The 24,303-nt window shown below is 43.2% G+C and carries 29 protein-coding genes, 1 tRNA gene and 1 pseudogene; 16 read left to right on the forward strand and 15 right to left on the reverse strand.

The window, feature by feature from the left end:
• Nucleotides 1-522: 522 nt before the first annotated feature.
• A pseudogene (locus PTE_RS27375) lies at nt 523-723 on the reverse strand (hypothetical protein); the annotation flags it as partial.
• Nucleotides 632-1,969 carry a diaminopimelate decarboxylase gene (gene lysA / locus PTE_RS20355; protein WP_036849953.1) on the reverse strand — a complete coding sequence of 446 codons (1,338 nt, stop codon included), beginning with the start codon at nt 1,967-1,969 and terminating at the stop codon, nt 632-634. The gene lysA and the pseudogene PTE_RS27375, both read right to left, overlap by 92 nt.
• Before the next feature lie 124 nt (nt 1,970-2,093).
• Between lysA and PTE_RS20360 the strand changes: the two genes are divergently transcribed.
• Nucleotides 2,094-3,029, forward strand: a complete 936-nt coding sequence (locus PTE_RS20360) for a LysR family transcriptional regulator (protein ID WP_036849955.1) — start codon at nt 2,094-2,096, stop codon at nt 3,027-3,029.
• Here the strand turns inward: PTE_RS20360 and PTE_RS20365 are convergent.
• Complete coding sequence (locus PTE_RS20365) at nt 3,012-3,926, reverse strand: LysR family transcriptional regulator (protein ID WP_036849958.1); 915 nt, start codon at nt 3,924-3,926, stop codon at nt 3,012-3,014. The two genes, PTE_RS20360 and PTE_RS20365, sit on opposite strands and share 18 nt — an antisense overlap.
• Before the next feature lie 105 nt (nt 3,927-4,031).
• Here PTE_RS20365 and PTE_RS20370 point away from each other — a divergent pair, with 105 nt between their 5' ends.
• Together PTE_RS20370 and PTE_RS20375 are read left to right on the forward strand one after the other, a co-directional pair.
• On the forward strand, nt 4,032-4,916 hold the full coding sequence (locus PTE_RS20370) for an MBL fold metallo-hydrolase (RefSeq protein ID WP_036849960.1): 885 nt from the start codon (nt 4,032-4,034) through the stop codon (nt 4,914-4,916).
• Between the two features lie 31 nt (nt 4,917-4,947).
• Nucleotides 4,948-5,589, forward strand: coding sequence for a DsbA family protein (locus PTE_RS20375; RefSeq protein WP_036849962.1), 642 nt, complete (start codon nt 4,948-4,950; stop codon nt 5,587-5,589).
• Between the two features lie 35 nt (nt 5,590-5,624).
• Here the strand turns inward: PTE_RS20375 and PTE_RS20380 are convergent, their stop codons facing one another.
• Nucleotides 5,625-6,311, reverse strand: a complete 687-nt coding sequence (locus PTE_RS20380; protein WP_081738285.1) for a prepilin peptidase — start codon at nt 6,309-6,311, stop codon at nt 5,625-5,627.
• Between the two features lie 288 nt (nt 6,312-6,599).
• Here PTE_RS20380 and rsmE point away from each other — a divergent pair, with 288 nt between their 5' ends.
• From rsmE to ruvX, 4 genes are all read left to right on the forward strand, one after another.
• On the forward strand, nt 6,600-7,331 hold the full coding sequence (gene rsmE, locus PTE_RS20385; RefSeq protein ID WP_036849964.1) for a 16S rRNA (uracil(1498)-N(3))-methyltransferase: 732 nt from the start codon (nt 6,600-6,602) through the stop codon (nt 7,329-7,331).
• A gap of 9 nt (nt 7,332-7,340) precedes the next feature.
• Entirely contained in the window at nt 7,341-8,291 is a 951-nt protein-coding gene (gene gshB, locus PTE_RS20390) for a glutathione synthase (RefSeq protein WP_036849966.1), read from the forward strand.
• Between the two features lie 108 nt (nt 8,292-8,399).
• Nucleotides 8,400-8,963 carry a YqgE/AlgH family protein gene (locus PTE_RS20395; protein WP_036849968.1) on the forward strand — a complete coding sequence of 188 codons (564 nt, stop codon included), beginning with the start codon at nt 8,400-8,402 and terminating at the stop codon, nt 8,961-8,963.
• Nucleotides 8,964-9,383: a Holliday junction resolvase RuvX gene (ruvX, locus tag PTE_RS20400; protein ID WP_036849970.1), complete on the forward strand. Its 420-nt coding sequence runs from the start codon at nt 8,964-8,966 to the stop codon at nt 9,381-9,383. It abuts the gene before it with no gap.
• A gap of 42 nt (nt 9,384-9,425) precedes the next feature.
• On the opposite strand, the gene PTE_RS20405 is transcribed toward ruvX, so the two are convergent.
• Entirely contained in the window at nt 9,426-10,445 is a 1,020-nt protein-coding gene (locus tag PTE_RS20405) for a type IV pilus twitching motility protein PilT (protein ID WP_036849972.1), read from the reverse strand.
• A gap of 21 nt (nt 10,446-10,466) precedes the next feature.
• On the opposite strand from PTE_RS20405, the gene PTE_RS20410 reads away from it, so the two are divergent.
• From PTE_RS20410 to hemW, 5 genes are read left to right on the forward strand one after another with little or no spacing between them, the layout of a single operon-like run.
• The gene (locus PTE_RS20410; RefSeq protein WP_036849973.1) at nt 10,467-11,162 is read left to right on the forward strand and encodes a YggS family pyridoxal phosphate-dependent enzyme; all 696 of its coding nucleotides are present in this window, start codon (nt 10,467-10,469) and stop codon (nt 11,160-11,162) included.
• 25 nt (nt 11,163-11,187) lie between these two features.
• A complete protein-coding gene (gene proC, locus PTE_RS20415) occupies nt 11,188-12,009 on the forward strand; it encodes a pyrroline-5-carboxylate reductase (RefSeq protein ID WP_036849975.1) in 822 nt (273 codons plus the stop codon).
• A 19-nt stretch (nt 12,010-12,028) separates the two neighbouring features.
• Complete coding sequence (locus PTE_RS20420) at nt 12,029-12,577, forward strand: YggT family protein (protein ID WP_036849977.1); 549 nt, start codon at nt 12,029-12,031, stop codon at nt 12,575-12,577.
• Between the two features lie 26 nt (nt 12,578-12,603).
• The gene (locus tag PTE_RS20425; RefSeq protein WP_036849979.1) at nt 12,604-13,197 is read left to right on the forward strand and encodes an XTP/dITP diphosphatase; all 594 of its coding nucleotides are present in this window, start codon (nt 12,604-12,606) and stop codon (nt 13,195-13,197) included.
• Complete coding sequence (gene hemW / locus PTE_RS20430) at nt 13,190-14,320, forward strand: radical SAM family heme chaperone HemW (protein WP_036849982.1); 1,131 nt, start codon at nt 13,190-13,192, stop codon at nt 14,318-14,320. The genes PTE_RS20425 and hemW overlap by 8 nt, the downstream gene beginning before the upstream one ends.
• Before the next feature lie 494 nt (nt 14,321-14,814).
• On the opposite strand, the gene PTE_RS20435 is transcribed toward hemW, so the two are convergent.
• The 5 genes from PTE_RS20435 to trmB form a co-directional block, all read right to left on the reverse strand.
• Nucleotides 14,815-15,765, reverse strand: coding sequence for a siderophore ABC transporter substrate-binding protein (locus PTE_RS20435; RefSeq protein ID WP_036849984.1), 951 nt, complete (start codon nt 15,763-15,765; stop codon nt 14,815-14,817).
• A 116-nt stretch (nt 15,766-15,881) separates the two neighbouring features.
• Nucleotides 15,882-16,604: a YggN family protein gene (locus PTE_RS20440; protein ID WP_036849986.1), complete on the reverse strand. Its 723-nt coding sequence runs from the start codon at nt 16,602-16,604 to the stop codon at nt 15,882-15,884.
• 28 nt (nt 16,605-16,632) lie between these two features.
• On the reverse strand, nt 16,633-17,559 hold the full coding sequence (gene glsB, locus PTE_RS20445) for a glutaminase B (RefSeq protein WP_036849988.1): 927 nt from the start codon (nt 17,557-17,559) through the stop codon (nt 16,633-16,635).
• A gap of 80 nt (nt 17,560-17,639) precedes the next feature.
• Nucleotides 17,640-17,966, reverse strand: coding sequence for a YggL family protein (locus tag PTE_RS20450; RefSeq protein ID WP_036849990.1), 327 nt, complete (start codon nt 17,964-17,966; stop codon nt 17,640-17,642).
• The gene (gene trmB / locus PTE_RS20455; RefSeq protein WP_036849992.1) at nt 17,966-18,685 is read right to left on the reverse strand and encodes a tRNA (guanosine(46)-N7)-methyltransferase TrmB; all 720 of its coding nucleotides are present in this window, start codon (nt 18,683-18,685) and stop codon (nt 17,966-17,968) included. Before trmB ends, PTE_RS20450 begins: the two co-directional genes overlap by 1 nt.
• A gap of 241 nt (nt 18,686-18,926) precedes the next feature.
• On the opposite strand from trmB, the gene mutY reads away from it, so the two are divergent.
• From mutY to PTE_RS20480, 4 genes are all read left to right on the forward strand, one after another.
• A complete protein-coding gene (gene mutY / locus PTE_RS20465) occupies nt 18,927-19,967 on the forward strand; it encodes an A/G-specific adenine glycosylase (protein ID WP_036849995.1) in 1,041 nt (346 codons plus the stop codon).
• Nucleotides 19,968-19,997: 30 nt separating this feature from the next.
• Complete coding sequence (locus tag PTE_RS20470; protein WP_036849997.1) at nt 19,998-20,270, forward strand: oxidative damage protection protein; 273 nt, start codon at nt 19,998-20,000, stop codon at nt 20,268-20,270.
• A gap of 63 nt (nt 20,271-20,333) precedes the next feature.
• A complete protein-coding gene (gene mltC, locus PTE_RS20475) occupies nt 20,334-21,407 on the forward strand; it encodes a membrane-bound lytic murein transglycosylase MltC (protein ID WP_036850000.1) in 1,074 nt (357 codons plus the stop codon).
• 160 nt (nt 21,408-21,567) lie between these two features.
• Nucleotides 21,568-21,643 (forward strand) — tRNA-Phe (locus PTE_RS20480).
• A gap of 263 nt (nt 21,644-21,906) precedes the next feature.
• Here the strand turns inward: PTE_RS20480 and PTE_RS27380 are convergent.
• The 5 genes from PTE_RS27380 to PTE_RS26700 form a co-directional block, all read right to left on the reverse strand.
• Nucleotides 21,907-22,428: a site-specific integrase gene (locus tag PTE_RS27380; RefSeq protein WP_422615339.1), complete on the reverse strand. Its 522-nt coding sequence runs from the start codon at nt 22,426-22,428 to the stop codon at nt 21,907-21,909.
• Nucleotides 22,370-22,891, reverse strand: a complete 522-nt coding sequence (locus PTE_RS27385) for a hypothetical protein (protein WP_422615343.1) — start codon at nt 22,889-22,891, stop codon at nt 22,370-22,372. The genes PTE_RS27380 and PTE_RS27385 overlap by 59 nt, the downstream gene beginning before the upstream one ends.
• Before the next feature lie 102 nt (nt 22,892-22,993).
• Entirely contained in the window at nt 22,994-23,374 is a 381-nt protein-coding gene (locus PTE_RS26690; RefSeq protein ID WP_241826196.1) for an N-6 DNA methylase, read from the reverse strand.
• The gene (locus PTE_RS26695; RefSeq protein ID WP_241826195.1) at nt 23,365-23,796 is read right to left on the reverse strand and encodes a hypothetical protein; all 432 of its coding nucleotides are present in this window, start codon (nt 23,794-23,796) and stop codon (nt 23,365-23,367) included. Before PTE_RS26695 ends, PTE_RS26690 begins: the two co-directional genes overlap by 10 nt.
• Before the next feature lie 120 nt (nt 23,797-23,916).
• Complete coding sequence (locus PTE_RS26700; protein WP_036850003.1) at nt 23,917-24,183, reverse strand: ArdC-like ssDNA-binding domain-containing protein; 267 nt, start codon at nt 24,181-24,183, stop codon at nt 23,917-23,919.
• Nucleotides 24,184-24,303: the final 120 nt, after the last annotated feature.

Here is a 24,303-nt window from a genome sequence, read left to right on the forward strand (position 1 = left end):
TGATCCCTATTTAACTTTTCTATTTTCATTAAATTGACATCCAAGTTTTCTTGTTTTTTATATATTTTATTTTTTTAGGTTTAAAACCATAGAAGGTGAAAATTGTAATAATGGCATTAAAAACAATGCTCATTTATTTAATAACCTTTAATGCTTTTAAACATTTTTGTGCTTTTTTTTGCTAATTTACTTAATGCAGTTAAATGCTTTAATATAATCTCATGTTTTCGTTATTGGATTAACATTGTCATTTTTCCACTTTATTAATCAATTTGAAACTCGCTTTTCCCGATGTTTTCTCTTTCAATGTCAGCATGGCATCGAATCTTTTACCCGATTTTAAAAAACCTTAATCACTACTTTTTACTTTTAATGATTAAAGTTTTTATCTGTTTTTTCATGATGTGCTTGTTCTTTTTTTCCAAATTTTAAAACCCATTGACAGATGAAAAACAGCTTTCCTTAACCATTTTTTATGAAAATTGTGTAAATACCTATAATTATAAGGCGGTAGATAATCCGTTATTCCGACATACTTGCTGCTTCCCGTATCAGATGCCAAATCATTGTGCCTGTCTCCGCACCTCGAACATCAAAAACAATAGCGCCCTGAGCAAAGAAATATTGATTCTTAGGCAGTCTGTCTGTTCGCCAGAATCCACTGACCAAAGCCGGATGGCCTCCCCTCAAGGGGATGATATGCAAAAGATACCTCTTCCAACGCTAATAACTCGTCAATCGTTTGACGACGGCGAATCAATTGAGGTTTACCATTAATAAACAGCACTTCGGAGATAAGCGGACGGCTATTGTAATTAGAAGACATTGACGCACCATAAGCACCGGTATCATGAAAAACCAGATAATCGCCAACCTGAACAGGTGGCAACATTCTTGGCGCAACCCCACCACCTTCAACCTGAGTGAAAACATCACCCGATTCACATAACGGACCTGCGACTAACGTTTCCTGCAATGGAAACTGTTCAAGCTGACGCCCATCAGCAGGCAAAACCGAGATATGGTGATAACTGCCATACATTGCCGGACGCATTAAATCATTGAATCCTGCATCCACCAGCACATAATGACGGCTTCCCATCTGTTTAACAGCCCGAACTTCTGTCATCAGAATGCCGGATTCTGCAACCAAAAATCTCCCCGGTTCAATTTCCAGCTCAACTTTATGGCCCAAATGCTGCTCAATTCTTTTACGGGCATCATCCCACAGCCCAAAATAGTGAGCGATATCGATCTGTTCATCTCCCTGCCGATAAGGAGTCGATAAACCACCACCAGCTGAAATTGCCTGAATATCTTCACCGCAGAGAATAACCTGTTCAACCATTGCATCGCACACACTCGCAAGGTGTTGATAATCAACACCAGAACCGATATGCATATGCAAACCAAGCAATTTCAATCCATAGTGCCGTATTTTCTCAATTGCCAGTGGGAGATCCTGATACCAAATACCATGTTTGCTGTTTTCACCACCAGTATTGGTTTTCTGGCTATGACCATGACCAAACCCAGGGTTAATCCGCAACCATACCGGATGCCCTTTTTGACATTGACCAATCTGCTCCAGCATATCAATAGAACCCGCATTAACCGGAATATCCAGTTCAGTTACCTGTCTAAGCGTTGGAACATCTATCAAATCAGCAGTAAAAACGATTTCTGCCATTTCTTGGCCTGGACGAAACCCAGCCCGCAAAGCACGCTCAATTTCACCCAGTGAAACCGCATCAACTTTCACACCATACTCACGCATAAGACGCAAAATATGAGTATTAGAGCAAGCTTTCTGCGCAAACCGAACCACATCAAACTGACGTAACATTCTGATTCTTTGGATAATCGTTTCGCTATCATAAACCCATAACGGAGCACCATACGTTTCTGGCAGACAGCTCAGATTTTCTGGTATCAGATCAGAACGACTATTACGGATAAAGGTACTCATTATGGGTTCTCTCACAAAATCAGCAGATAACCCATTATTAGCAGTAAAAAACAGGAATAAAAATATCTGTTTCGCTATAGTCTATTCATCTGTGATATAGAGTTATCAACTAAAGGAGTCATCTATGTCTGCTTGTTCATGGCGCCATATTGAAATATTCCACGCGGTAATGACGGCAAAAAATCTGACAGAAGCGGCGGTTTTATTACAAACTTCACAACCGACCGTCAGCCGTGAATTAGCACGATTCGAACATCTGATAAAATTCAAACTGTTTGACCGGGTAAAAGGCCGCCTGCATCCGACAGCACAAGGATTACGCCTTTTTGAAGAAGTTCAGCGCTCTTATTATGGACTTGAAAGAATCATGAATGCAGCTGACAGTATCCGTAAATTTCAACACGCTCAACTTTCTATTACCTGCCTGCCGGTATTTTCACAATCCTTATTACCTAAAGTTTGTCACAACTTCACCCGCCAATACCCTGAGGCTAATTTAACCATCATTCCACAAGAATCACCGCTATTGGAAGAGTGGCTCTCAGCTCAGCGTCATGATCTTGGCCTGACCGAACATTTGCAAACACCACCCGGTACACAAAGAGAAACACTGATCACGCTGAATGAAATTTGCGTATTGCCCGCAGTTCATCCACTTAGTCATAAATCATTACTGACGCCAGAAGATTTCAGTGGGCAAAATTTTATCAGTCTTTCGATAACAGACAGCTACCGTCAACTTATTGATGGAATCTTCGCAGAGCACCATATTCACCGCCGAATGATTATGGAAACTCACAGTGCCGCATCAGTCTGTGCCATGGTGCGGGAAGGCATCGGCGTTTCTATTGTCAACCCACTGACCGTACTCGATTATCTGGACTACCACGGCGAAGCTGAAATATGCGCCCGCCCGTTTAGTATTAACATTCCTTTTACTGTCAGCCTGATCAAACCCATTCACCGCCCTTCTTCCACCCCAGTCGATGCTTTTATTGAACACCTGAAAGCACAGATTGCCCTATTTCCTCAGAAACTCAAGTTAGCTTTTCAGCATTAATTTTTGCCAGTATGGAGAAGAAGCAAACCATTCCACCAAAAAATCCAGTAATGCCCTGAGCGTTGCCGGCATATTTTGACGACTGGCATAAATACCATAAATACCCATGGCCTGAGGTTGATATTCCGGCAACAACTGAATCAGTTTTCCTGATGCCAGATGAGAAGCAACAGAATAATAAGGTTGCATAGCGATTCCCGCACCTTGCAATGTTGCTTCCATTAAGACAATGGATTCATTAGCGCTCAAAGTTCCGCTAACAGGAACAGAATATTTTTCCCCCTGACGTTCAAACAACCAAAGACTTTTGCCAAAGAAGTTATAAGTCATACAGTTATGCAACACCAAATCAGCGGGCTTATGAGGGATCATTTTTCCTGCCAGATAGGAAGGAGCGGCACAAACAACAGAGTGGCAAATCGATAACGGTCTGGCAATCAAATTCGGTTCCAGATTATTCGTGATCCGTAACGCCAAATCTATCCGCTCTTCGACCAAGTTTATTGCCTTATTACTCATCTGCATATCAATAGCTATCTGAGGATAAATTTGCATAAACTCAGGAATAGCCACAGACAGTGCGCTCATTGCCAGAGACTGAGAACTGCTTATCCGCAAAAGACCACTAAGCTCTTGAGCTACTACTGGTTGATGGACAGGTATCTCTTCCGCCAATTGCAACAGCTTACGGCTGCGCTGATAGGCGATCTCTCCCGCTGATGTCAGGCTGATCTTTCTGGTTGTACGATGTAACAGGCGTATTCCCGCCCATTTCTCCATTTCAGCCAAATAGCGCGACACCATTGCCCGCGACATATCTAACCGTTCCGATGCAGCAATCATGCTGCCTTGTTCTACAATTATAGTGAACACTTGCGCAGCAGTGACTCTATCCATCAATTAGCTCGATTTATGCAACAAATAATTGCCAATTATGCGGTTTTTCCATCGAAAAACGCAACTTATTATAAGCCCCATTGACACAACATCAGGAATTCAATCATGACTCGCAAAACAACATTAAATATTGCGCTGGCTGGTATCCTTTCTTTAGGTACCATCTCTCTGGCACAAGCCGCTGATCTAAAACTGGATGTTTATAATCCAGGTGAAAAAAGCATATTTCCCGTCTCTTCTGAAATTATTAGTGGTGATAAAGAAGTTGTACTGATCGATGCTCAGTTCCAAAAAAATGATGCTGAAGCACTGGTCAAAAGAATTAAGGATACCGGTAAGAAACTGACAACCATCTATATCAGTCAGTCCGATCCTGATTTCTACTTCGGTCTTGATACCCTGACCAACGCGTTCCCTGATGCAAAAATCATTGCATCACCAGAAACAATCAAAGAAATCAACCATACTAAAGATGGCAAACTGACTTATTGGGGAGGTGTCCTGAAAGAACAGGCCCCCAAAAAAGTTATCGTGCCGCAACCGCTGGAAGGTAACACTTTTACAGTTGATGGTGAAAAGCTGATCGTCGAAGGTCTTGATGGCCCCGCGGCTGACCGTACTTTCGTTTGGATACCAAAGCTGAAAGCGGTAGTCGGTGGCGTCACCGTTTCAGGCAACATTCATGTCTGGATGGCTGATACACAGACTAAAGCATCCCGGAAGAATTGGATGCAAACGTTGGATCGTATCAAAGAACTGAAACCTACCATTGTGGTGCCGGGACATTTCGTTGGTAACGCACCAATGACATTGGAATCAGTCAAGTTCACGCAAAAATACCTGACTATTTTTGAGAAAGAATTACCAAAAGCGAAAGATTCAAAAGCGCTGATAGCGGCAATGGAAAAGCACTATCCAAAACTTGGAGACAAATCCAGCCTCGAACTGAGTGCCAAAGTACTGAAAGGCGAAATGAAGTGGCCTCAATAAGTCAATTAACTATTTTTCAGGAATAAGTAATATGCCCGGAATGACTCTGCATTATATCTATGATCCACTATGTGGCTGGTGTTATGGCGTTTCTTCTCTCATACAGGCCGCAAAAGAGGTCGCGAATGTAAGAATTGAATTACATGGCGGCGGAATGCTGACGGGTGATAACAAACGCCAAATCGACAGCACATGGCGTGACTATATCCTTAATCAGGATAAACGGATCGCAAGCCTTACCGGGCAAGTTTTCAGCGAGCAATATGTTGCACTGTTAAACGATAACTCACTGATTATGGATTCATTACCACCAATATCAGCCATTCTTGCGGCAGAAAAGTTGGCTGGTAAAGGTGTCGAAATGTTACTGACGGTACAAAAAGCGCATTATGTTCGTGGATTAAAAATCAGCGAAGCTGAAACATTATTGAATTTAGCAAATGAATTACAGCTTGATTCAGAACAGTTCCAGCAAGCGCTGACACTGAATAATGAATCAGAAAGTCTCCAGCATATCAGGAACAGCCGTGAACTATTGGCAAAAGTTGGCGGCTCGGGTTTCCCTACCTTTATTCAGGAAAATGACAGAAACGAGCTATCCGTTATTTCTCTTGATAAATATCTGGGACAGCCAAAACGTTGGCAAGATGCTCTGATTCATTCTCAGTTTTAATACCACAACTCTAACTACTGGCGCCCATACCTTATTCAATTATTGGGCGCCATCCACGATAATCCATCAACTCCCTGTAAATTCAAATAGAGCATTATGATCGCAGAAATGGCGATATATGGGCCAAAAGCGACAGGTGCCTGATAATTTCCCCGTAATTTCCACATCCATAAGCACCCAATAATGCCAAACAATGAAGATAGGAGCATTAATAAAGGAATTGCGCCAATTCCCAACCAAGCACTAACTGCCGCCATTAACTTAAAATCACCATACCCGATCCCCTCTTTGTGATTGATAATTTTGAACAACCAATAGAGCGACCATAAAATCAAATAACCTGCAACCGCGCCTGTTACAGCGTGTTCAATAGGCACAAAAGTTTTATTCAAATTCAATAATAAACCTAACCATAAAAGTGGATAATTTATTATATCTGGCAACAATTGAATTTTTATATCAATAAAAGAAAGTATAATTAGCATCCAAATAAATATTAAAACAACATATAAATGAAAACCCAATGGAAGATAAATAACAAAAAAAGCAGTTATAAACAGTGTAACTAATTCAACCTGGAAATAACCAAAAGCTATTTTATCATATCCATAAATAATTTCAGGAAACACCGATATCACTTTATTTAAAGTAATTCCTGCTGTTATTCCAATAGAAACAGCCAGAATAACAATCATTACATTAACGCCAGCAAAATAAAACATATTTAATTTCAGCCAATTACATTAAAAACATCTTAATTGAAGAATAGAAGCAATTCCTATTATACTTTCGACACAATAAGATAATAATAAAAACGCCCACATTAAAACAACAAAATAAATAGAGAACATTCAAATAAGAGATAAATCTGCGAGCAGACTCGCAACATTTATTCAGAGATAAAAACCGGTATCAGAGATAACTTGATAATTGGCTTGAGCCTACCTTATCATAACACCATTATTTATTGCCTTATGTACAGCTATACCCCGCTGGAAGGAAAGAAGAACATGCGTATACCCCGCATTTATCACCCGGAATTACTCTCATCTGACACTGAAATTTATTTGAGTGATGAGGCAGCCAACCATGTCGGGCGGGTACTCAGAATGAGTAACGGTCAACAGTTACAACTGTTTGATGGCAGTAATCAGATCTTCAATGCTGAAATTACCGAAGCCAATAAGAAATCTGTCAAAGTTCATATTAACAATAGTGAACTTGCCGATAACGAATCACCACTTAATCTGCATCTGGGGCAAGTCATATCCCGCGGTGAGAAAATGGAATTTACCATTCAAAAATCTGTAGAGTTAGGGGTGAATGTTATCACACCTTTAATTTCTGAACGCTGTGGTGTCAAACTGGATGGAGAACGGCTGGCTAAAAAACTTCAGCAATGGCAAAAAATTGCCATTGCTGCCTGTGAGCAATGTTGCCGTAATCGCATACCTGAAATTCGTCCGGTGATGCAACTTGAACACTGGTGTGCAGAAAATGATGGCAGTTTAAAATTAAATTTACATCCACGCGCCAGCCAAAGCATCAATACCCTGCCTTTACCTGTGGAAAAAGTACGTTTACTTATTGGCCCGGAAGGTGGCTTATCAATAGATGAAATTGCTATGACAGCTCATTACCAATTTACTGATATCCTGTTAGGACCACGTGTCTTAAGAACAGAAACGACAGCGCTTACCGCAATTACTGCATTACAAGTGCGTTTCGGCGATTTGGGTTAAGGAGAAAGAATGATCAAACTCGGAATAGTGATGGATCCCATTTCATCCATCAAAATCAAGAAAGACACCAGTTTTGCTATGCTGTTGGAAGCGCAACGCCGCAGCTGGGAACTTCATTATATGGAGATGAGCGATCTCTATCTGCACCAAGGGGAAGCTCGCGCACGTACCCGCCTATTGCAAGTAGAAAATAATCCACAGCAATGGTATCAATTCGATAGAGAACAAGATCTGGCACTGGAAACACTGGATGTCATCCTGATGCGTAAAGACCCTCCATTTGATACTGAGTACATTTACGCCACTTACATTCTCGAGCGCGCTGAAGAGAAAGGTACGCTTATCGTCAATAAACCACAAAGCCTACGCGATTGTAACGAAAAACTCTTCACAGCCTGGTTCCCTGATTTAACACCAGACACATTAGTGACCCGCAATGCTGCTCACCTGCGTGAATTCCATCAAAAGCATGGTGATGTCATCTTTAAACCGCTGGATGGCATGGGTGGCACATCTATATTCCGCTTGAAAAAAGATGACCCAAACGTCGGCGTGATTATTGAAACCCTGACAGAACACGGCAATCGCTTCTGCATGGCACAGAATTTCTTACCTGCTATAAAAGAAGGCGACAAACGGATATTAATTGTCGATGGAGAACCTGTTCCTTATTGTCTGGCCCGCATTCCAGCCCAAGGCGAAACCCGTGGTAACCTTGCTGCCGGTGGTCGTGGTGAAGCGCGTCCGCTTTCAGAAAGTGACTGGGCTATAGCCAGAGCTGTTGCGCCAACGTTAAAAGAAAAAGGGTTAATTTTTGTTGGACTGGACATTATCGGTGACAGATTGACTGAAATTAATGTCACCAGCCCAACCTGTGCACGCGAGATAGAGGCAGCTTTCCCTGATATTTCAATAACCGGCATGTTGATGAATGCGATTGAAAAACGATTGGAGAAATAAAAAGCTCTTTTCGTTAATTTTCCTGTCAAGGTTTGTCATTTGCACTTTTAGCCCACATACTGTGGGCTAAATAATCCTTAAATAGCCAGGTTAATTACCAAAAACAAAATGAATCTACAGCACCATTTTCTTATCGCCATGCCCACATTATCTGATTCCTACTTCAAACGCTCAGTTGTTTACGTTTGTGAACACAACGAAAACGGGGCAATGGGATTGGTGATAAATAAACCAATTGAACAAATCTCTGTTCGGAAAGTTCTACAAAAACTGAAAATTTCACCGGAAGATCGGGATGAAAGTATCAGCCTAAACAAACCGGTCATGACAGGTGGCCCTCTTGCCGAAGATCATGGTTTTATATTGCACACACCACAACCAGGTTTCAGTTCAAGTATCAAAATTTCCGATGACACGATGATCACCACATCCAAAGATGTGCTTGAAACCCTGGGTACGCCACGCCAACCAAAACAGATATTAGTCACGCTGGGGTATGCAAGTTGGGAAAAGGGGCAACTTGAAAAAGAGATAATGGAAAATAGCTGGCTCACCGCAAACGCTGATCCACATATTATTTTCAACTCACCCATTGCAGATCGCTGGCGTGAAGCCGCATCTTTGCTTGGTATCAATATCTATAATATTGCTCCACAGGCAGGACATGCATAGATGGGTAACCGCACAATAATGGCCTTCGATTTTGGTACCCGCAGTATCGGCGCAGCTATCGGGCAGGAAATTACGGGTACCGCCAGAGCATTGACCTCGTTTAAAGCCACAGATGGTATCCCCAATTGGCAGCAAATCGAAAAATTACTTAAAGAGTGGCAGCCAGATCTGGTTATTGTTGGTCTTCCCCTCAATATGGATGGCACTGAGCAACTTGTAACAACACAGGCACGTAAATTTGCAAACCGGCTTCATGGCCGGTTTGGTGTACAAATTGAACTCCAGGATGAACGCCTGACAACGATTGAAGCCCGCGCTCATCTGTTTGACCGTGGAGGCTACAAAGCTTTAGATAAAGGTAAAGTCGATGCTGCATCCGCTGTTATTATTCTGGAAAGCTGGTTCGAGCTGCACTATTAAGCTATCAACTAACAATAACTGCGGATCAACTAACAACAACGATTAACTGCTAACCTCCGTCTGCTCAGCCAATAATCCCTGTAATTTACGCTGCTGCCAGCCTTGCTCATAGGTTTGCATTCCACTGGCAGCACCTGTCTGCATAAGCGTTGTTATTTGATGATTTTTTCCTTCCCGTATCAGATGACTGACCGCCTGATTAACCACCAACACTTCATACACGGCAATCCGCCCTCCATCCTGTGCAGAAACCAATTGCTGCGCTATCACAGCCTTCAAACTCCCTGCAAGCTGACTACGTACCCATCCTTTTTCTTCCGCCGAAAATATATCTACCAGCCGATCAATTGCTTGTACTGCGCCTCTGGTATGCAAAGTTGAAAATACCAAATGCCCTGTTTCTGCCGCAGTTAATGCCAGACGTATTGTCTCCTTATCCCGTAGCTCACCCAACAGCAATACATCAGGATCCTGCCGAAGAGCACCTTTCAGCGCTTCCTGATAGCTGGAGGAGTCCAATCCGATTTGTCGTTGTTGTATCAGACAATTGCGGCTGTGGTGGATAAATTCCACAGGATCTTCCAATGTAATAATGTGCTGACAACAATGACTGTTCAGCATATCCACAATGGCGGTTAAGGTTGTCGATTTCCCACTGCCTGTGGCACCAGTCACCAGAATCAATCCACTTTCTTCCCGCAAAATCATTTCCCGGATAATTTCAGGCGCTTTTAGCTGTTCCAGAGTTGGGCACTGCGAACTAATTAAGCGCAGAACGACTGACAGCCCCGATTGCTGACGAAAAATGTTGCCTCTCAATCGTTGGTGGTTTTCTGTCTCCATCGCAAAATCCACATGTCCACAAACTAATAGCTGTTCTAACTGATATTCTGATAGAAACTGCCTGCTCCACTCTTCCAGCAAAGCATTATTTACAGATGACAGTTGAGTTTGTGGATAAAGCACACCATTTATACGTAATACAGGAGCTTGCCCAACACAAAGATGCAGATCCGAAGCATTATGCTTTACACTAAGGGCCACTAGCTTATCCATATTCATTTTTTAATCTCCTGAGTCACTATGAACAATATTGAACAAAATTTACAAGATGTCAGGACCCGCATAGCCGTTGCCGCACAAAAATGCGAACGCGCTCCAGAAGAAATTACTCTGCTTGCAGTCAGTAAAACCAAGCCTGTGGAAGATATCGAAAAAGCAATCGTTGCCGGTCAGCGCCAGTTTGGTGAGAATTACGTACAGGAAGGGGTAGAAAAAATTGCTTATTTTGCAAATCGTAATGATTTGATATGGCACTTTATCGGTCCGTTACAGTCTAATAAAAGCCGTCTGGTAGCAGAAAATTTTAACTGGTGCCATACCGTTGACCGTCTGAAAATAGCACAACGTCTAAACGAACAACGCCCGGAAGGAATGGAACCACTGAATATTCTTATCCAAATAAATATCAGTGATGAACAGAGTAAATCAGGTATTCAACTTGCTGAACTCTCCACTTTGGCAGCCGAAATAAGCAAACTGTCGAACGTGAAACTACGCGGTTTAATGGCAATCCCCGCACCGGAGCCCAACTATGAACGCCAATTAGTGGTTTTCAGGCAAATGGAACAGGCTTTCTTTAACCTGAAAACTCAATATCCTCAAATAGATACCCTTTCAATGGGGATGACTGATGATATGGCTGCTGCCATTAATTGTGGTTCCACATTAGTACGGATCGGGACGGCAATTTTCGGTGCACGTCAGTATCACAATTAACCATATCAATGCTACGAGGTATTTAATGGAAAAACGTAAAATTACTTTTATTGGTGCAGGTAATATGGCTCACGCCATCATTGCCGGATTAGTAAAAGGAGGCTACCCTGCTGAGCTGATTAATGTTTGCGCTCCTGGCAATGCTCGCCGCGATGTACTGGCAAAGGAGTATGACGTCAATAGCAGCAGTGATAATATTCGCTGCGCACAGGAAGCCGATGTTGTTGTTATGGCGGTAAAACCGCAAGTGATGGCAGATGTCTGCCAGCCGCTAAAGAAGCAGGTGGATTTCAGTAACAAATTAATTCTGTCTATCGCAACAGGAATTTCTGTTGCACGCTTTAAAGTTTTATTACAAGACAAACTCAACATTGTCCGAATCATGCCAAACACCCCAGCATTAGTTGGTCAGGGGTTGAGTGGATTATTCGCGCCTGAGCAAGTCAGTCAGTCTGACCGTGATTTCACTCAAGCATTGATGAACAGCGTCGGTAAAACCCACTGGGTAAAGGATGAAAACGGCATCAATGATATTATCGCTATAGCAAGTAGTGCCCCTGCTTATTTCTTCCTGTTTATGGAATCAATGCAACAGGAGGCAGAACGCCTAGGTTTTGACAGTGAAACAGCCCGTGAAATCGTTTTGCAAACAGCAACCGGTTCTGCGACGCTGGCCGCATCAAATGCAGATCTCCCTTTTGCAACCCTGCGCGAGCAGGTAACATCTAAAGGTGGTACCACTGCGGAAGCATTGCGCATTTTTTATGAAAGCAAATTGCCGGAAATCGTATCCAGTGCCATGCAGGCAGCTATTCGCCGCGCACAGGAAATAGAAAAACAATTTTAATTTTTATCAGGGCTGCTAAATGCAATTTTTAACTTTTATTCTGTTCACCATTCTGGATTTATACATCGTTGTTTTATTACTTCGTGTATGGATGCAATGGGCCCGTTGTGATTTTTACAACCCATTTGCCCAGTTTGTCGTGAAAATTACTCAGCCGGTCGTTCGGCCACTGCGCCGTGTGCTCCCGGCTATTGGCCCGCTTGATACCGCTTCTGTTGTTGTGGCCTATGCTCTGGTGCTGCTTAAATTAACCATGCAACTCTGGTTCAGTACCGGTGCATTTGCCTTCCTCACGCTTTTCATCCCTATCGGGTTAATTGAACTGCTGACAGCCGCAGGCAAGCTGGTATTTTGGCTGGTGCTAGCGCGTGCTCTGTTAAGCTGGATAAGCCAGGGCCGCAACCCGATTGACTATGCTCTGATGCAACTGACAGAGCCATTGATGGCACCTATCCGCCGTATTATTCCAGCAATGGGTGGCCTTGATTTCTCCGCAATGATCGTCATTTTGATCCTCTACGCGCTGAACTATCTCCGCGCTGATGTTCTCTCATGGCTGATACAGTAAATAAGAATTAAATTGGGTTCAAAATAATGCAAAAAGTTGTTCTGGCAACCGGCAACCTCGGAAAAGTTCGTGAACTGGCGCAATTACTGGCTGATTTTGGTCTGGATATCGTTGCTCAAACTGAATTAGGCGTAGATTCTGCCGAAGAAACTGGGCTGACATTTATTGAAAATGCCATTCTTAAAGCCCGTCACGCGGCACAAATCACCGGCCTGCCAGCGATTGCTGATGATTCTGGTTTATCCGTAGATATCCTTGGCGGCGCTCCAGGCATCTATTCAGCCCGTTATGCGGGTGAAAGTGCCACCGATCAGCAAAATCTGGCAAAGCTGTTGGATACGATGAAAGATATTCCTAATGATCAACGCCAGGCTCAGTTTAACTGTGTTCTGGTTTATATACGCCACGCAGAAGATCCCACACCTCTGGTATTTCATGGCCGCTGGCCGGGGATTATTGCCCATGAACCTGCCGGTAATGGCGGGTTTGGTTACGATCCCATCTTCTACGTACCGGAATTAGGCTGTACTGCGGCTGAGTTAAGTGGTGAGCAAAAAAATGCCGTGTCACACCGCGGTCAAGCACTGAAAATGATGTTGGATACATTACGTAATGCTTAAGCTTCCACCACTGAGTCTTTATATCCATATTCCGTGGTGTGTACAAAAGTGTCCTTACTGTGATTTCAACTCCCATGCATTAAAAGGTGATGTTCCACATCAGGAATATGTTGACCATTTATTAGCAGATCTGAAAGCGGATCTGCCAATGGTCAACGGCCGGGAAATCACCACTATCTTTATTGGTGGTGGAACTCCCAGTCTGCTCAGTTCACAAGGGATGCAACAATTACTGGACGGTGTTCGTACTCTCCTGCCGGTATCGCCGCAAGCTGAAATTACTATGGAAGCTAACCCGGGTACAGTGGAAGCCGACCGTTTCAGTGGTTATCAGCAAGCCGGCATTAACCGAATATCCATTGGCGTCCAGAGCTTCAGCCCGGATAAACTGGTACGTCTTGGCCGTATTCACGGGCCGGATGAAGCCAAACGGGCAGCACATTTAGCCGCCAGCCTGAGGCTACGTAGTTTTAATCTGGATTTGATGCACGGTTTGCCAAACCAAAGCCTTGATGAAGCACTGGATGACTTACGTCAGGCAATTGCGTTATCACCACCGCACCTTTCGTGGTATCAACTGACTATTGAGCCGAATACCAGCTTTGGTTCCCGCCCTCCGGTTCTGCCTGACGATGATGCTTTGTGGGATATTTTTTCACAAGGGCATCAATTGCTGACAGCAGCAGGTTATCAGCAATACGAAACTTCTGCTTATGCCAAACCAGGCTATCAATGCCAGCATAATCTCAATTACTGGCGTTTTGGCGATTATCTTGGTATTGGTTGTGGCGCTCATGGAAAAATCACATTTGAAGATGGCCGTATTCTGCGTACAGTAAAAACCAAACATCCTCGCGGATATATGCAGGGGCGCTATCTGGATAAACAGCATCAGGTAGAAAATGAAGATCGGCCATTTGAATTTTTTATGAACCGCTTCCGTTTACTGGAAGCTATGCCAAAACAAGATTTCAGTGATTTCACCGGATTATCGGAAAGTTCAATCCGCAATCAAATTGATCAAGCCTTAGCAGCAGGTTATCTTTCTGAAACAACGACACATTGGCAAATTACGCAGAAAGGGAAACTGTTCTTGAATTCATTATTGGAACTGTTTATTTAATGCAAAAACTGCCTTCGAAAAATTCAGCTCCATAAAGATCATCTTGTGCATAAACTCGATACCACCATTGGTTTCGAGTTTATGCATAGCTGTGCTTAAATAAGCATAATTTTTGGATCAAGAAAGCTAATAATCGGCAGAAAACTATTATATTGTTATAGTATCTCTGCAATCATAAATTAAATAATATATAATTCACAACTCAATGAAATTATAAATATTTAAATAAAAACTTATCATTTAATTCAACAATAAAAAGCCAACATATAGAAAAAGTTAACGAATAATCACGGTCCTGTAATTTAAATTGTGTAATTGCCTGTTTTTGATATATTCCTTCCAATATAAACATCTGGAATTAAATCTGACAGTCACCGGTAATATTAACTGTCAAACTAACAGCCTATCCCATTAAGGCTACTGGGATAGGCTCTAAGACAACACATTATCGAACTTCAATCACAGCCCAAATTCAACATGACAAAAGCGGCTGATTAAATGGCATCCTCAACAGCTTTAATTTGTGCTGCCAGACTTTCCAAACCACCACCAGATAAATACCACAGATCAGATTTAAGATAAGTAATTTTGCTATTCTTATATGCAGAAGTAGATTTTACTTTATCATCTTCAAACTGTACTTTATCAAGTTTACCGGCACCAATTGCTTCGCTGCGATCAATAATGAGAATCACATCTGGATTGGCCTGAGCAATCATGTCGGAAGTCACCACAATGCGTTTGGTTTTATCCTCACCAGCCGGAATAGGCACTTCCGCTTTCTGTGCCTTAACCACATCAAACACGACGCTCTGGTTATTCAGCATTAATTTATCTGTGTTATGCAATAATACTAAAACCTTAGCACTAGAAGCTTTAGCTTTATCCTGAACTTTAGCAATTGTTTTTTCCAATTCAACAATCTGCTCTTTCACTTCATTTTGCTTACTAAACAACTCACCTAATAATTTCAGGTTACTTTCAACTGAAACCAGATAATTTTTACTATCAGTTCCCAGATTAACGGTTGGCGCTATTTTTGACAAACGTTCATAGAAAGGCCCTTGGCGGGCGGTGATAACGATCAGATCGGGTTTAATTTGCGCCAACTTTTCCAAATTCGGCTCTTTTATACCCCCGGCACTTTCTACCCCTTTAGGCAAATTATTGCGGAGATATTCAGGTGTATAACCAGTAGGTAGTGCAATAACCCGATCTGACAAGCCTAATTTAGCCAATGAATCATAAGTACCGAAATCAAATAAAACGACCTTCTGAGGATCCCTTTTGACATCCGTTTCACCAGAAAGATGTTTCACTGTGATTCTATCGCCAACCTGGGAAGCAACAGCATTTGGAGTGAATACAGCAGATGTCTGACTAAATACGGAATGGCTTGCAACAACAAATAATGAAGCCAGAACGACAGGGATTATCTTTTTCATATATCGCGCTCCAAGAAAGGATATTAGTAACAATCTGCATTCTAGGTGGCGGGAAAAATATGTCAATCTAAATAAGAATCAATTTCAAATTGATTCTTATTTGTAATTATTGGGGATTACTTAATAGAATTCAGTAATTCAATTCTTTGTTGTTCAAGGCCGCTGACTTTACCACAAACCTCTTTACCAAAACGCTGGAAATCTTCTTCCTGAGTTTTCCATTCAGCTTTCAAATTATTCTGCAACCCACCTAAGCTACCAAGCAAAGATTGCAATGCCTGATTATTATCACCATTCAAACTGAATTGTTTATTACCAATCTCATTAATGCTGTCTTGTAACACGCCACCAAGGCTCTGTTCAATTAAGCTACGGCTCTCTTTTTCAACCTGTTTAATCGCCTGATGATGAAATGCTATACCCTCTGAGCGGGTTTCAATAATTCGGCTTATCTGTTTATTAAGCCCTGATTCAAGATCAGACAACCGGCTACGCACATTACTGTCCTTCCCCATAGTCTCCACCACCACTTTATCCAAAGATTTACGGGCAGTTATTAGATGGTTACTGGTTTCTTGCTTAATCCAGGGCAAATCCTGCCGCAAAGCTCGCTGATAATGTTGTGCTTTCCGACGCTGTTCCGTATTTAAGTTCAGATTCTTACCATCACGGATAACCGAACCATCAGGTGAAATCTGGAGATTACCGCTTGCTCCCACAACCTGAACAGATTGAGAAGTAATAATAATGTCATTCTGCGGATTTACCTGGCATTCATAACCAGCCTGAGCCTGAGCAACAAATAGCAAAGATACAGCAATGATAGTTTTGCGTAACATATTTTCTCCTAAGAAAACCACCTGAAAGTTAAAAAACGGATCGCCCGACACGATCGGCTAACAGTTCTAAGGCAGCACAACCCGCTAAAGAGTTCCCCGATCGATCCAATTCCGGTGACCAGACAGCAACCGTCAACTCTCCCGGCACAACACATACGATCCCACCACCAACGCCAGATTTTCCCGGCATACCAATCCTGAATGCAAATTCACCGGAACCATCATACATACCACAGGTCATCATCAACGCATTAATCTGTCGTGCCTGACGCGGGCTTAAGATCTGCTGTTCAGAACCTATCGTGCTTCCCTGATTAGCCAAATAAACGAAACACTTGGCAAGTTCAATACAGTTCATTTTCAAAGCACAATAATGGAAATAAGTTTGCAGTACAGCAAGCACATCGTTATCGAAATTACCGAAGGATTTCATCAGATAGGCAATTGCCGCATTTCGATGAGAATGTTCCATTTCAGAACGGGCAACTTTGTTGTCGTAACAGATATCAGGGCAACCAGCAAGTTTACGTACAACCTCCAACATGCGTTGCTTAGGTGCGCTCAACCGCGACTGCAACATGTCACACACAATTAACGCACCCGCGTTAATAAAAGGGTTACGGGGTTTGCCTTTTTCCAGTTCTAACTGAACTAATGAATTAAATGGCTGACCGGAAGGCTCCTGTCCGACCCGCTGCCAGATTTCCTGTTCCTGATAACGTGTCATCGCTAAGGTCAGGCTCAATATCTTAGAAATAGATTGAATCGAAAAACGCTTCTCAGCATCTCCGGCATGAAATATCTGCCCATTAATGGTGCAAATAGCTATTGCCAGATTATCAGCAGGAACTTCTGCCAATGCAGGAATATAACTTGCCACTTTCCCTTGGCCAATCAGGGGGCGAACTTGTCGCAAAATATCCGACAATAACGTGTTAGAAAACGTTGTACTCACTGATTTTACTCCTGACAGGGACACCTATTAAAGGTGCCCCTGTTGTTATTCACTCAGGCTATTTTACAGCGATATGTTATTCAATCCCACCAAACATCAAACAGTTCAGAGGTCATGACATCTTCCATACCACGATCCGTCAGCCATTTCTCAACCAATTGGCGGTGTTCTTCTGTACACATACCAACTTTTTGCAGGCAGATTAAACCTTCCCAATGCAGGTAACCACTGGCATCCAGCGCTAAACCATTAGATTCAATCAGCTCATCAATAAATGCATCAACAGTGCTGTCAATAACATCTATAGGTGTATTCGACGGGAAGCTCCACTTAACAGAAAAGCCCATTTCTTTGAATTCATCAATATGCATCTTTTTACGCAAACGACGACTGCGGTTTTTAGCCATTACTTAACCCTCTTAAACATGATATCCCACACGCCATGCCCCAACCGCTGACCGCGCAATTCAAATTTCGTTACCGGGCGTGAAGATGGACGCGAAACATAATCACCATTCTCAGACAAATTAAGGTAATTATCTACGCCATTCATCACTTCCAACATATGTTCAGCATATGGCTGCCAATCAGTCGCCATATGGAATACACCACTCACGTTCAACTTACTTTTTATCAGTTCAGCAAATGGCGGCTGGACAATCCTGCGTTTATTATGACGCGCTTTATGCCACGGATCCGGAAAGAAAAGCTGTACCATTTCCAGACTGTTTTCCGGGATCATTTTTTCCAACACTTCAATAGCGTCATGACACATCACCCGCAAGTTACTGATATTTTCACCTTCAGCAGAAGCCAGGCAAGCACCAATACCAGGTACATGAACTTCAATCCCAAGAAAGTTTTTTTCGGGATTCTGGCTTGCCATAGTGACAAGTGATGCTCCCATGCCAAAACCAATTTCCAGTACAATGGGGGCTTCACGCCCAAAAAGTGCCGCCATATCCAGCTTTTCCGCCTGATATTCAACACCCACTTTTGGCCAGAGATCATCAAGTGCTTGTTGCTGACGATTAGTTAACCTGCCTTGACGACGAACAAAACTCCTAACACGGCGCAATGGCCTGCCATTTTCATCAAATTCCGGCGAAATTACGTTATTTATCATGATATTTCTGTCAGTTTTAAAGGCGTTTATTCAGGCGCTTATGGCTGCTTTACCGGCAAACCACCTAAAGAGAGCGCATTATCCAAAGATGGGCGATTTTAGCAAGTCCAATAGTGACAAGTACAATTTTAATCCCAGATTGGGCAGTGCCGCGAAAACAAAGTTCCGGTTTACAGCGAGGTAACACTATGTTGCAATCCTGTTCACGAAACACTGATATTCCCTAAAGATAATTATCCCAATGATGGAAGCAAAGCAATTCTCTAAAGTGGTACTGGATTGGTACCATCGTTACGGTCGTAAAACCCTGCCTTGGCAACTGGAAAAAACGTCTTATCACGTCTGGCTTTCAGAAGTGATGTTGCAACAAACCCAGGTTGCAACAGTCATTCCCTATTTTCAGCGCTTTATTTCACGTTTTCCTGATGTAGCTTCGCTTGCTGCCGCACCGCTTGATGAAGTTCTTCATTTATGGACCGGTCTTGGTTACTACGCCCGCGCCCGTAATTTACATAAAGCAGCGCAACAGATTGTGGAACGACATCATGACGAATTCCCAACAACATTTGATGATGTTGTTGCCCTGCCTGGCGTCGGCCGTTCAACCGCCGGTGCAATCCTTTCGCTTTCTCAGGGTAAGCATTTCCCGATTCTTGATGGCAATGTTAAGCGAGTATTGGCCCGCTGTTATGCAGTAGAAGGTTGGCCGGGTAAAAAAGAGGTTGAAAGTCACCTCTGGCAAATCAGCACCAATGTAACGCCAGCAAAAGAAGTGGAATATTTTAATCAGGCGATGATGGATTTAGGGGCAATGGTTTGCACCCGTAGCAAGCCAAAATGTGAAATCTGCCCATTAAAGCAGGGATGTATCGCCTATGCTAACCATAGCTGGACAAAATACCCGGGTAAAAAACCTAAGCAGAGCATTCCTGAAAAAACAGCTTATTTCCTGCTAATGCAGAATAACAACACAGTCTGGCTGGAACAGCGCCCACCAACTGGGATCTGGGGGGGATTATTTGCGTTTCCTCAGTTTGAAAGCCTGGATTTGCTGAATAACTGGCTGGAGCAATCCGGTATTTCTCACAGTAAACAGGAGCAACTAACCGCATTCCGCCACACATTTAGCCATTTTCATCTGGATATTGTGCCGATAAAAATAAATATTTTATCTTTTGCCGCTTGCATGGATGAAAATAGAGGACTTTGGTATAACTTACAGCAACCCGCGACTGTTGGGCTGGCAGCACCAGTTGAATATCTGTTGCAACAACTGAGCTGAATCCCATACCCGCTATTTTGAGGATTTATTATGAGCAGAACTGTTTTTTGTACTTTCTTACAACGTGAAGCCAAGGGGCTGGATTTTCAGCTTTATCCGGGAGAGTTGGGTAAACGCATTTTCAATGAAATTTCCAAAGAAGCGTGGGGACAGTGGATGAGTAAACAAACCATGTTGATCAATGAGAAAAAACTTAGCACCATGAATCCGGAAGATCGTAAATTGCTTGAACAAGAAATGGTTAAATTTCTGTTCGAAGGTCATGATATTCAAATTGACGGATATACCCCACCAGAAAAATAATATTCAGCTTTCATCAGAGCCGCTGGCTCTGATGTTGTATTCAACACCAGATGGCAATGTAAGATGAAAAAACTGTTAGCGCTGTTTGTTATTGCCCCACTGCTCGTTTCCTGTACCAGTACTAAAGATACCAAATACAACGAAAAATATATAAAAGACACTAATGGCTTTGATATTTTGATGGGCCAATTTGCCCACAACATTGAAAACATTTGGGGGTTGCACGAAGTATTAATTGCAGGCCCAAAAGATTACGTCAAATATACCGATCAATACCAGACCCGCAGCCATATCAACTTTGAGGCCGGAACGATCACTATTGAGACAATTTCTCCGACAGACCCCACAACATATTTGAGCAAGGCCATTATCACCACCTTATTAATGGGTGATGATCCAGGTTCTGTTGATCTCTATTCTGATATTAACGACATTCAGATCAGTAAAGAACCCTTTCTTTACGGGCAGGTTATGGACAATAACGGCCAGCCGATCCGTTGGGAATGGCGGGCAACACATTTTGCAGATTATCTGCTTACCAACAAATTACAAAAACGCCAATCTGGTTTACATGTTATTTGGTCTGTCACTATGCAACTGGTACCAAACCATTTAGATAAACGCGCTCATAAATATTTACCACTGATTCGCCAAGCTTCCATCAAATATGGTATAGATGAATCTCTGATTTTGGCAATCATGCAAATAGAATCCAGCTTTAACCCATATGCCGTCAGCCGCTCTGATGCACTTGGACTGATGCAGGTTGTACAACATACCGCTGGCCGTGATGTCTTTAAGATGAAAGGCAAAGCAGGCCAACCAAGCCGTAGGTATCTATTTGATCCAGAAAATAATATTGATGCCGGCACGGCATACTTATCGATATTACAAAACAGTTACCTAGGTGGCATTACTAACGCAACTTCCCGCCGTTATGCGGTGATAACCGCTTACAATGGCGGTGCAGGCAGTGTATTACGGGTATTCTCCAGCGATAAGAAAAAAGCGGCTCAAATCATCAACAGCATGGCACCGGGTGATATTTATGAAACCCTGACAACTAAACACCCATCGGCAGAATCACGCCGCTACTTGATGAAAGTCAATACTGCCCAGAAAGGCTATCATCATTGAAACATTAAAATATTAAGAAAATAACGGAGAGCAATTTTTCTACTCTCTGTTATTTTTTTGCCTATATTTTTAACTAATCGAGTAATTTCAGAGCACGAATCACTATTTCAAAAGAAATATATTGACGGGTTCTACTGAATACGGTTTAATGCGCCCCGTTGCCCGGATAGCTCAGTCGGTAGAGCAGAGGATTGAAAATCCTCGTGTCGGTGGTTCGATTCCGCCTCCGGGCACCAATTTAAAGTGCGCTTGTTAGGAGATGAAAACTTAATGGGCGACCAATGCAAGAACTCGAATGTATAACTGTAGTCAGTTTAGCTTTTCAGTACTTTGATATTGAATTGAACATAAGGGTTACCAAGCTAGGATGCCTGAAAATTTAGGCATCCCTTTCGCGCTGGAACGCAATACTTACAAGTTCTATTGCAACTGTCAAGCCATCCAAACCAAAATCAACGAATTAATTAACACGATGTTGTATGTCGGTTACTCAATTTTCCTAATTGTTCAGAAGAAGGTCAGTTATGGGAGATTGCATCAATTCGCGTTCCAGCGCACGCCCGGCAATATCCAGATTGATATCAATATATTCCATCGTCGTGGCAATACTGTGGTGTCCCAATAATCCGCGCACCATTTGCAAATTACGATCAGGCGCTTTCATCAGTTCAGTTGCCAAAGTATGCCGGAAACGGGGGGGGCCCACATCAAATCCACACTCCTTTGACAAGCGCCGAAAAAATGATTTTATCGTATGTAATTGATCAGTTTCATTTCCTCGGTCGGTTTTGGCGGTAAAATAATTCACACAGAACAGGAGATCACTCAGTTTTGCCCCGGCGGCTTGCGCCCGTTCCAGCAAAATCTCCAGTCGCGGATATAACCATTTCACCACCGGCACCTGATGTTCATAATGGTTCTTACTCCCCTCGGAGCAAAGAATAATCCGACGCTCATTCAGGTCAATATCCCCGAGCCGGACATGTAACAACTGATTTTGCCGCATCCCGGTATAACGCAACGTATCCAGTACCGTCAGCCAGTACCAGGTCGGATATAATGCACAGCAGGCACGATGGTACCCCCATCGCGCTCCCGTCTCCGAATTGCCCCATCGTGAGATACAAGGCTGTCAGTTGTTTTTGGGTCAATGTTTTCTTTTTATTCTTGTTCGCATTAACCACCACACCATTAAATGGGTTTTCCGTTTGGGGCAGTATTTTTCCTTCTATCGCAAAATTGAACACCGCCCGCATATGCGCAATCTTACTGTTCCAGGTCACACCTTTCAGTCCGCGCTGATGCAACACATATCTGCGCCATGCCAGAACCTGCTGTCGGGTCACTTGAGCAGGCCGATTGTCTACACCTGTAAACACCAGAAATGTATTCGCCACCTTGCGATAACTTGACTCAATATCCGGCCGCAAGATTTTGGCAAAAAAATATTCATCCAGCAGGTTATCCCAGGTCATACTGTCCATCTGCATATTACCGCGAAGGAACTCGCTGGGTATTTTCCCCCTGTGTCAGCTGGCCTTGCGCATCGCTATTTCATCTTCAGTTTCCTGACGCTGACGTTTGAACTACCAGAATCCTAAATGGTACATTGGCGTCACCATTTGCTGAGACATGACATTAGTGAGTGAATTGCCCACCGTGACCACGGCCGGGACACCCAGCAACGACAGTTGGATATACGTCATCATCGCGGCAACCGGATCGATATCAACACAAAACACCAACATCAGTCGCTGGGGATTCAATCCCATTTCCAACATGGCCTGATGCATCGTAATAATCATTCCACCAGCACCACAAGCTGGGTCAGAAACCGTGATATATTCACGCTCACCGGATTCCAGCATTGGCAAACCGTCAGCAAGCTGTAATTTGGCCATCATATGACTGGCAGGAAACGGCGTAAGATACTGGCCAGCATGGTCATTACCTAATTCTAGCGCCATGAAAACAGCCCTAGAAAATCACCGACTTCATACTCCAGCCCCATAATAACTTCACTCAGCAAACGACTCAGCCGGAATGCATCTTCACGGGAATAACGTTTAACCCGCTGCATATAGTCCGCTTCAAATTCATCATCTTGCAACAACGCGTTGTACAATGAACAGGCGGCCATATGCACAAAATCACTGAATACCTGCCAGCGATTCTCATGTGGCACAATCTGGTTAAACAGTCTGATAAAAGCCTGTTTATGTGAGTTCGGCTCCCGGTAAGTTGCCGCCAACGGCAGCGCCACAACGTTATCGTCAGGCGGATCATTATCCTCATCCTCACAGCCGCGGTCAGACGCCACCTGCTGTAACAGCAACCGTTCAGATTGTGATGATCTATTCGGCTCACAGGTATCAGCCGGTTCTGCCACCGAGATCCGATAATAGTTCAGACACGATGGTTGGCTGGAGAATAACGCCAATGCCTCACTGGCAGCGACCAGTTGCAGAACGGCTGAAAAACCGGGAGCCGGACGGGGCGGTAAAGGCCATCACGGCCAAAGTTCTGCGGGTAATCCTTTGCACTGTTGCAGATTAATCACACGCATCAATGATATTGAGGGTCGGTAGCGGACAATCGTTGTCGGCTTTTCACCTTTAACCACACATCCGCCCAGCGCTCTTAACTCATCACCCGTTAACCAGCGGTTAGATATCAACTGCCGCTGCTGCATGGCTTGCCACAACAACACATTGATACCGCTAAATGGTTTCCCTGTCAGCGCCTGCTGTGGCAAACCGTATTCACTACCCGTCATGATGCCACGCGCGATAAATTTCCCCCATTCGCGCAATAAATGAAGAGGTAATTGCGTTTCATCTACTGAAAAATTTTTACATAACTAGCGTCATAGATATGACTGTAGTCTATCCCATTT

This window comes from Photorhabdus khanii NC19 (assembly GCF_000517265.1).
GTDB classification, from domain to species: Bacteria; Pseudomonadota; Gammaproteobacteria; order Enterobacterales; family Enterobacteriaceae; genus Photorhabdus; species Photorhabdus khanii.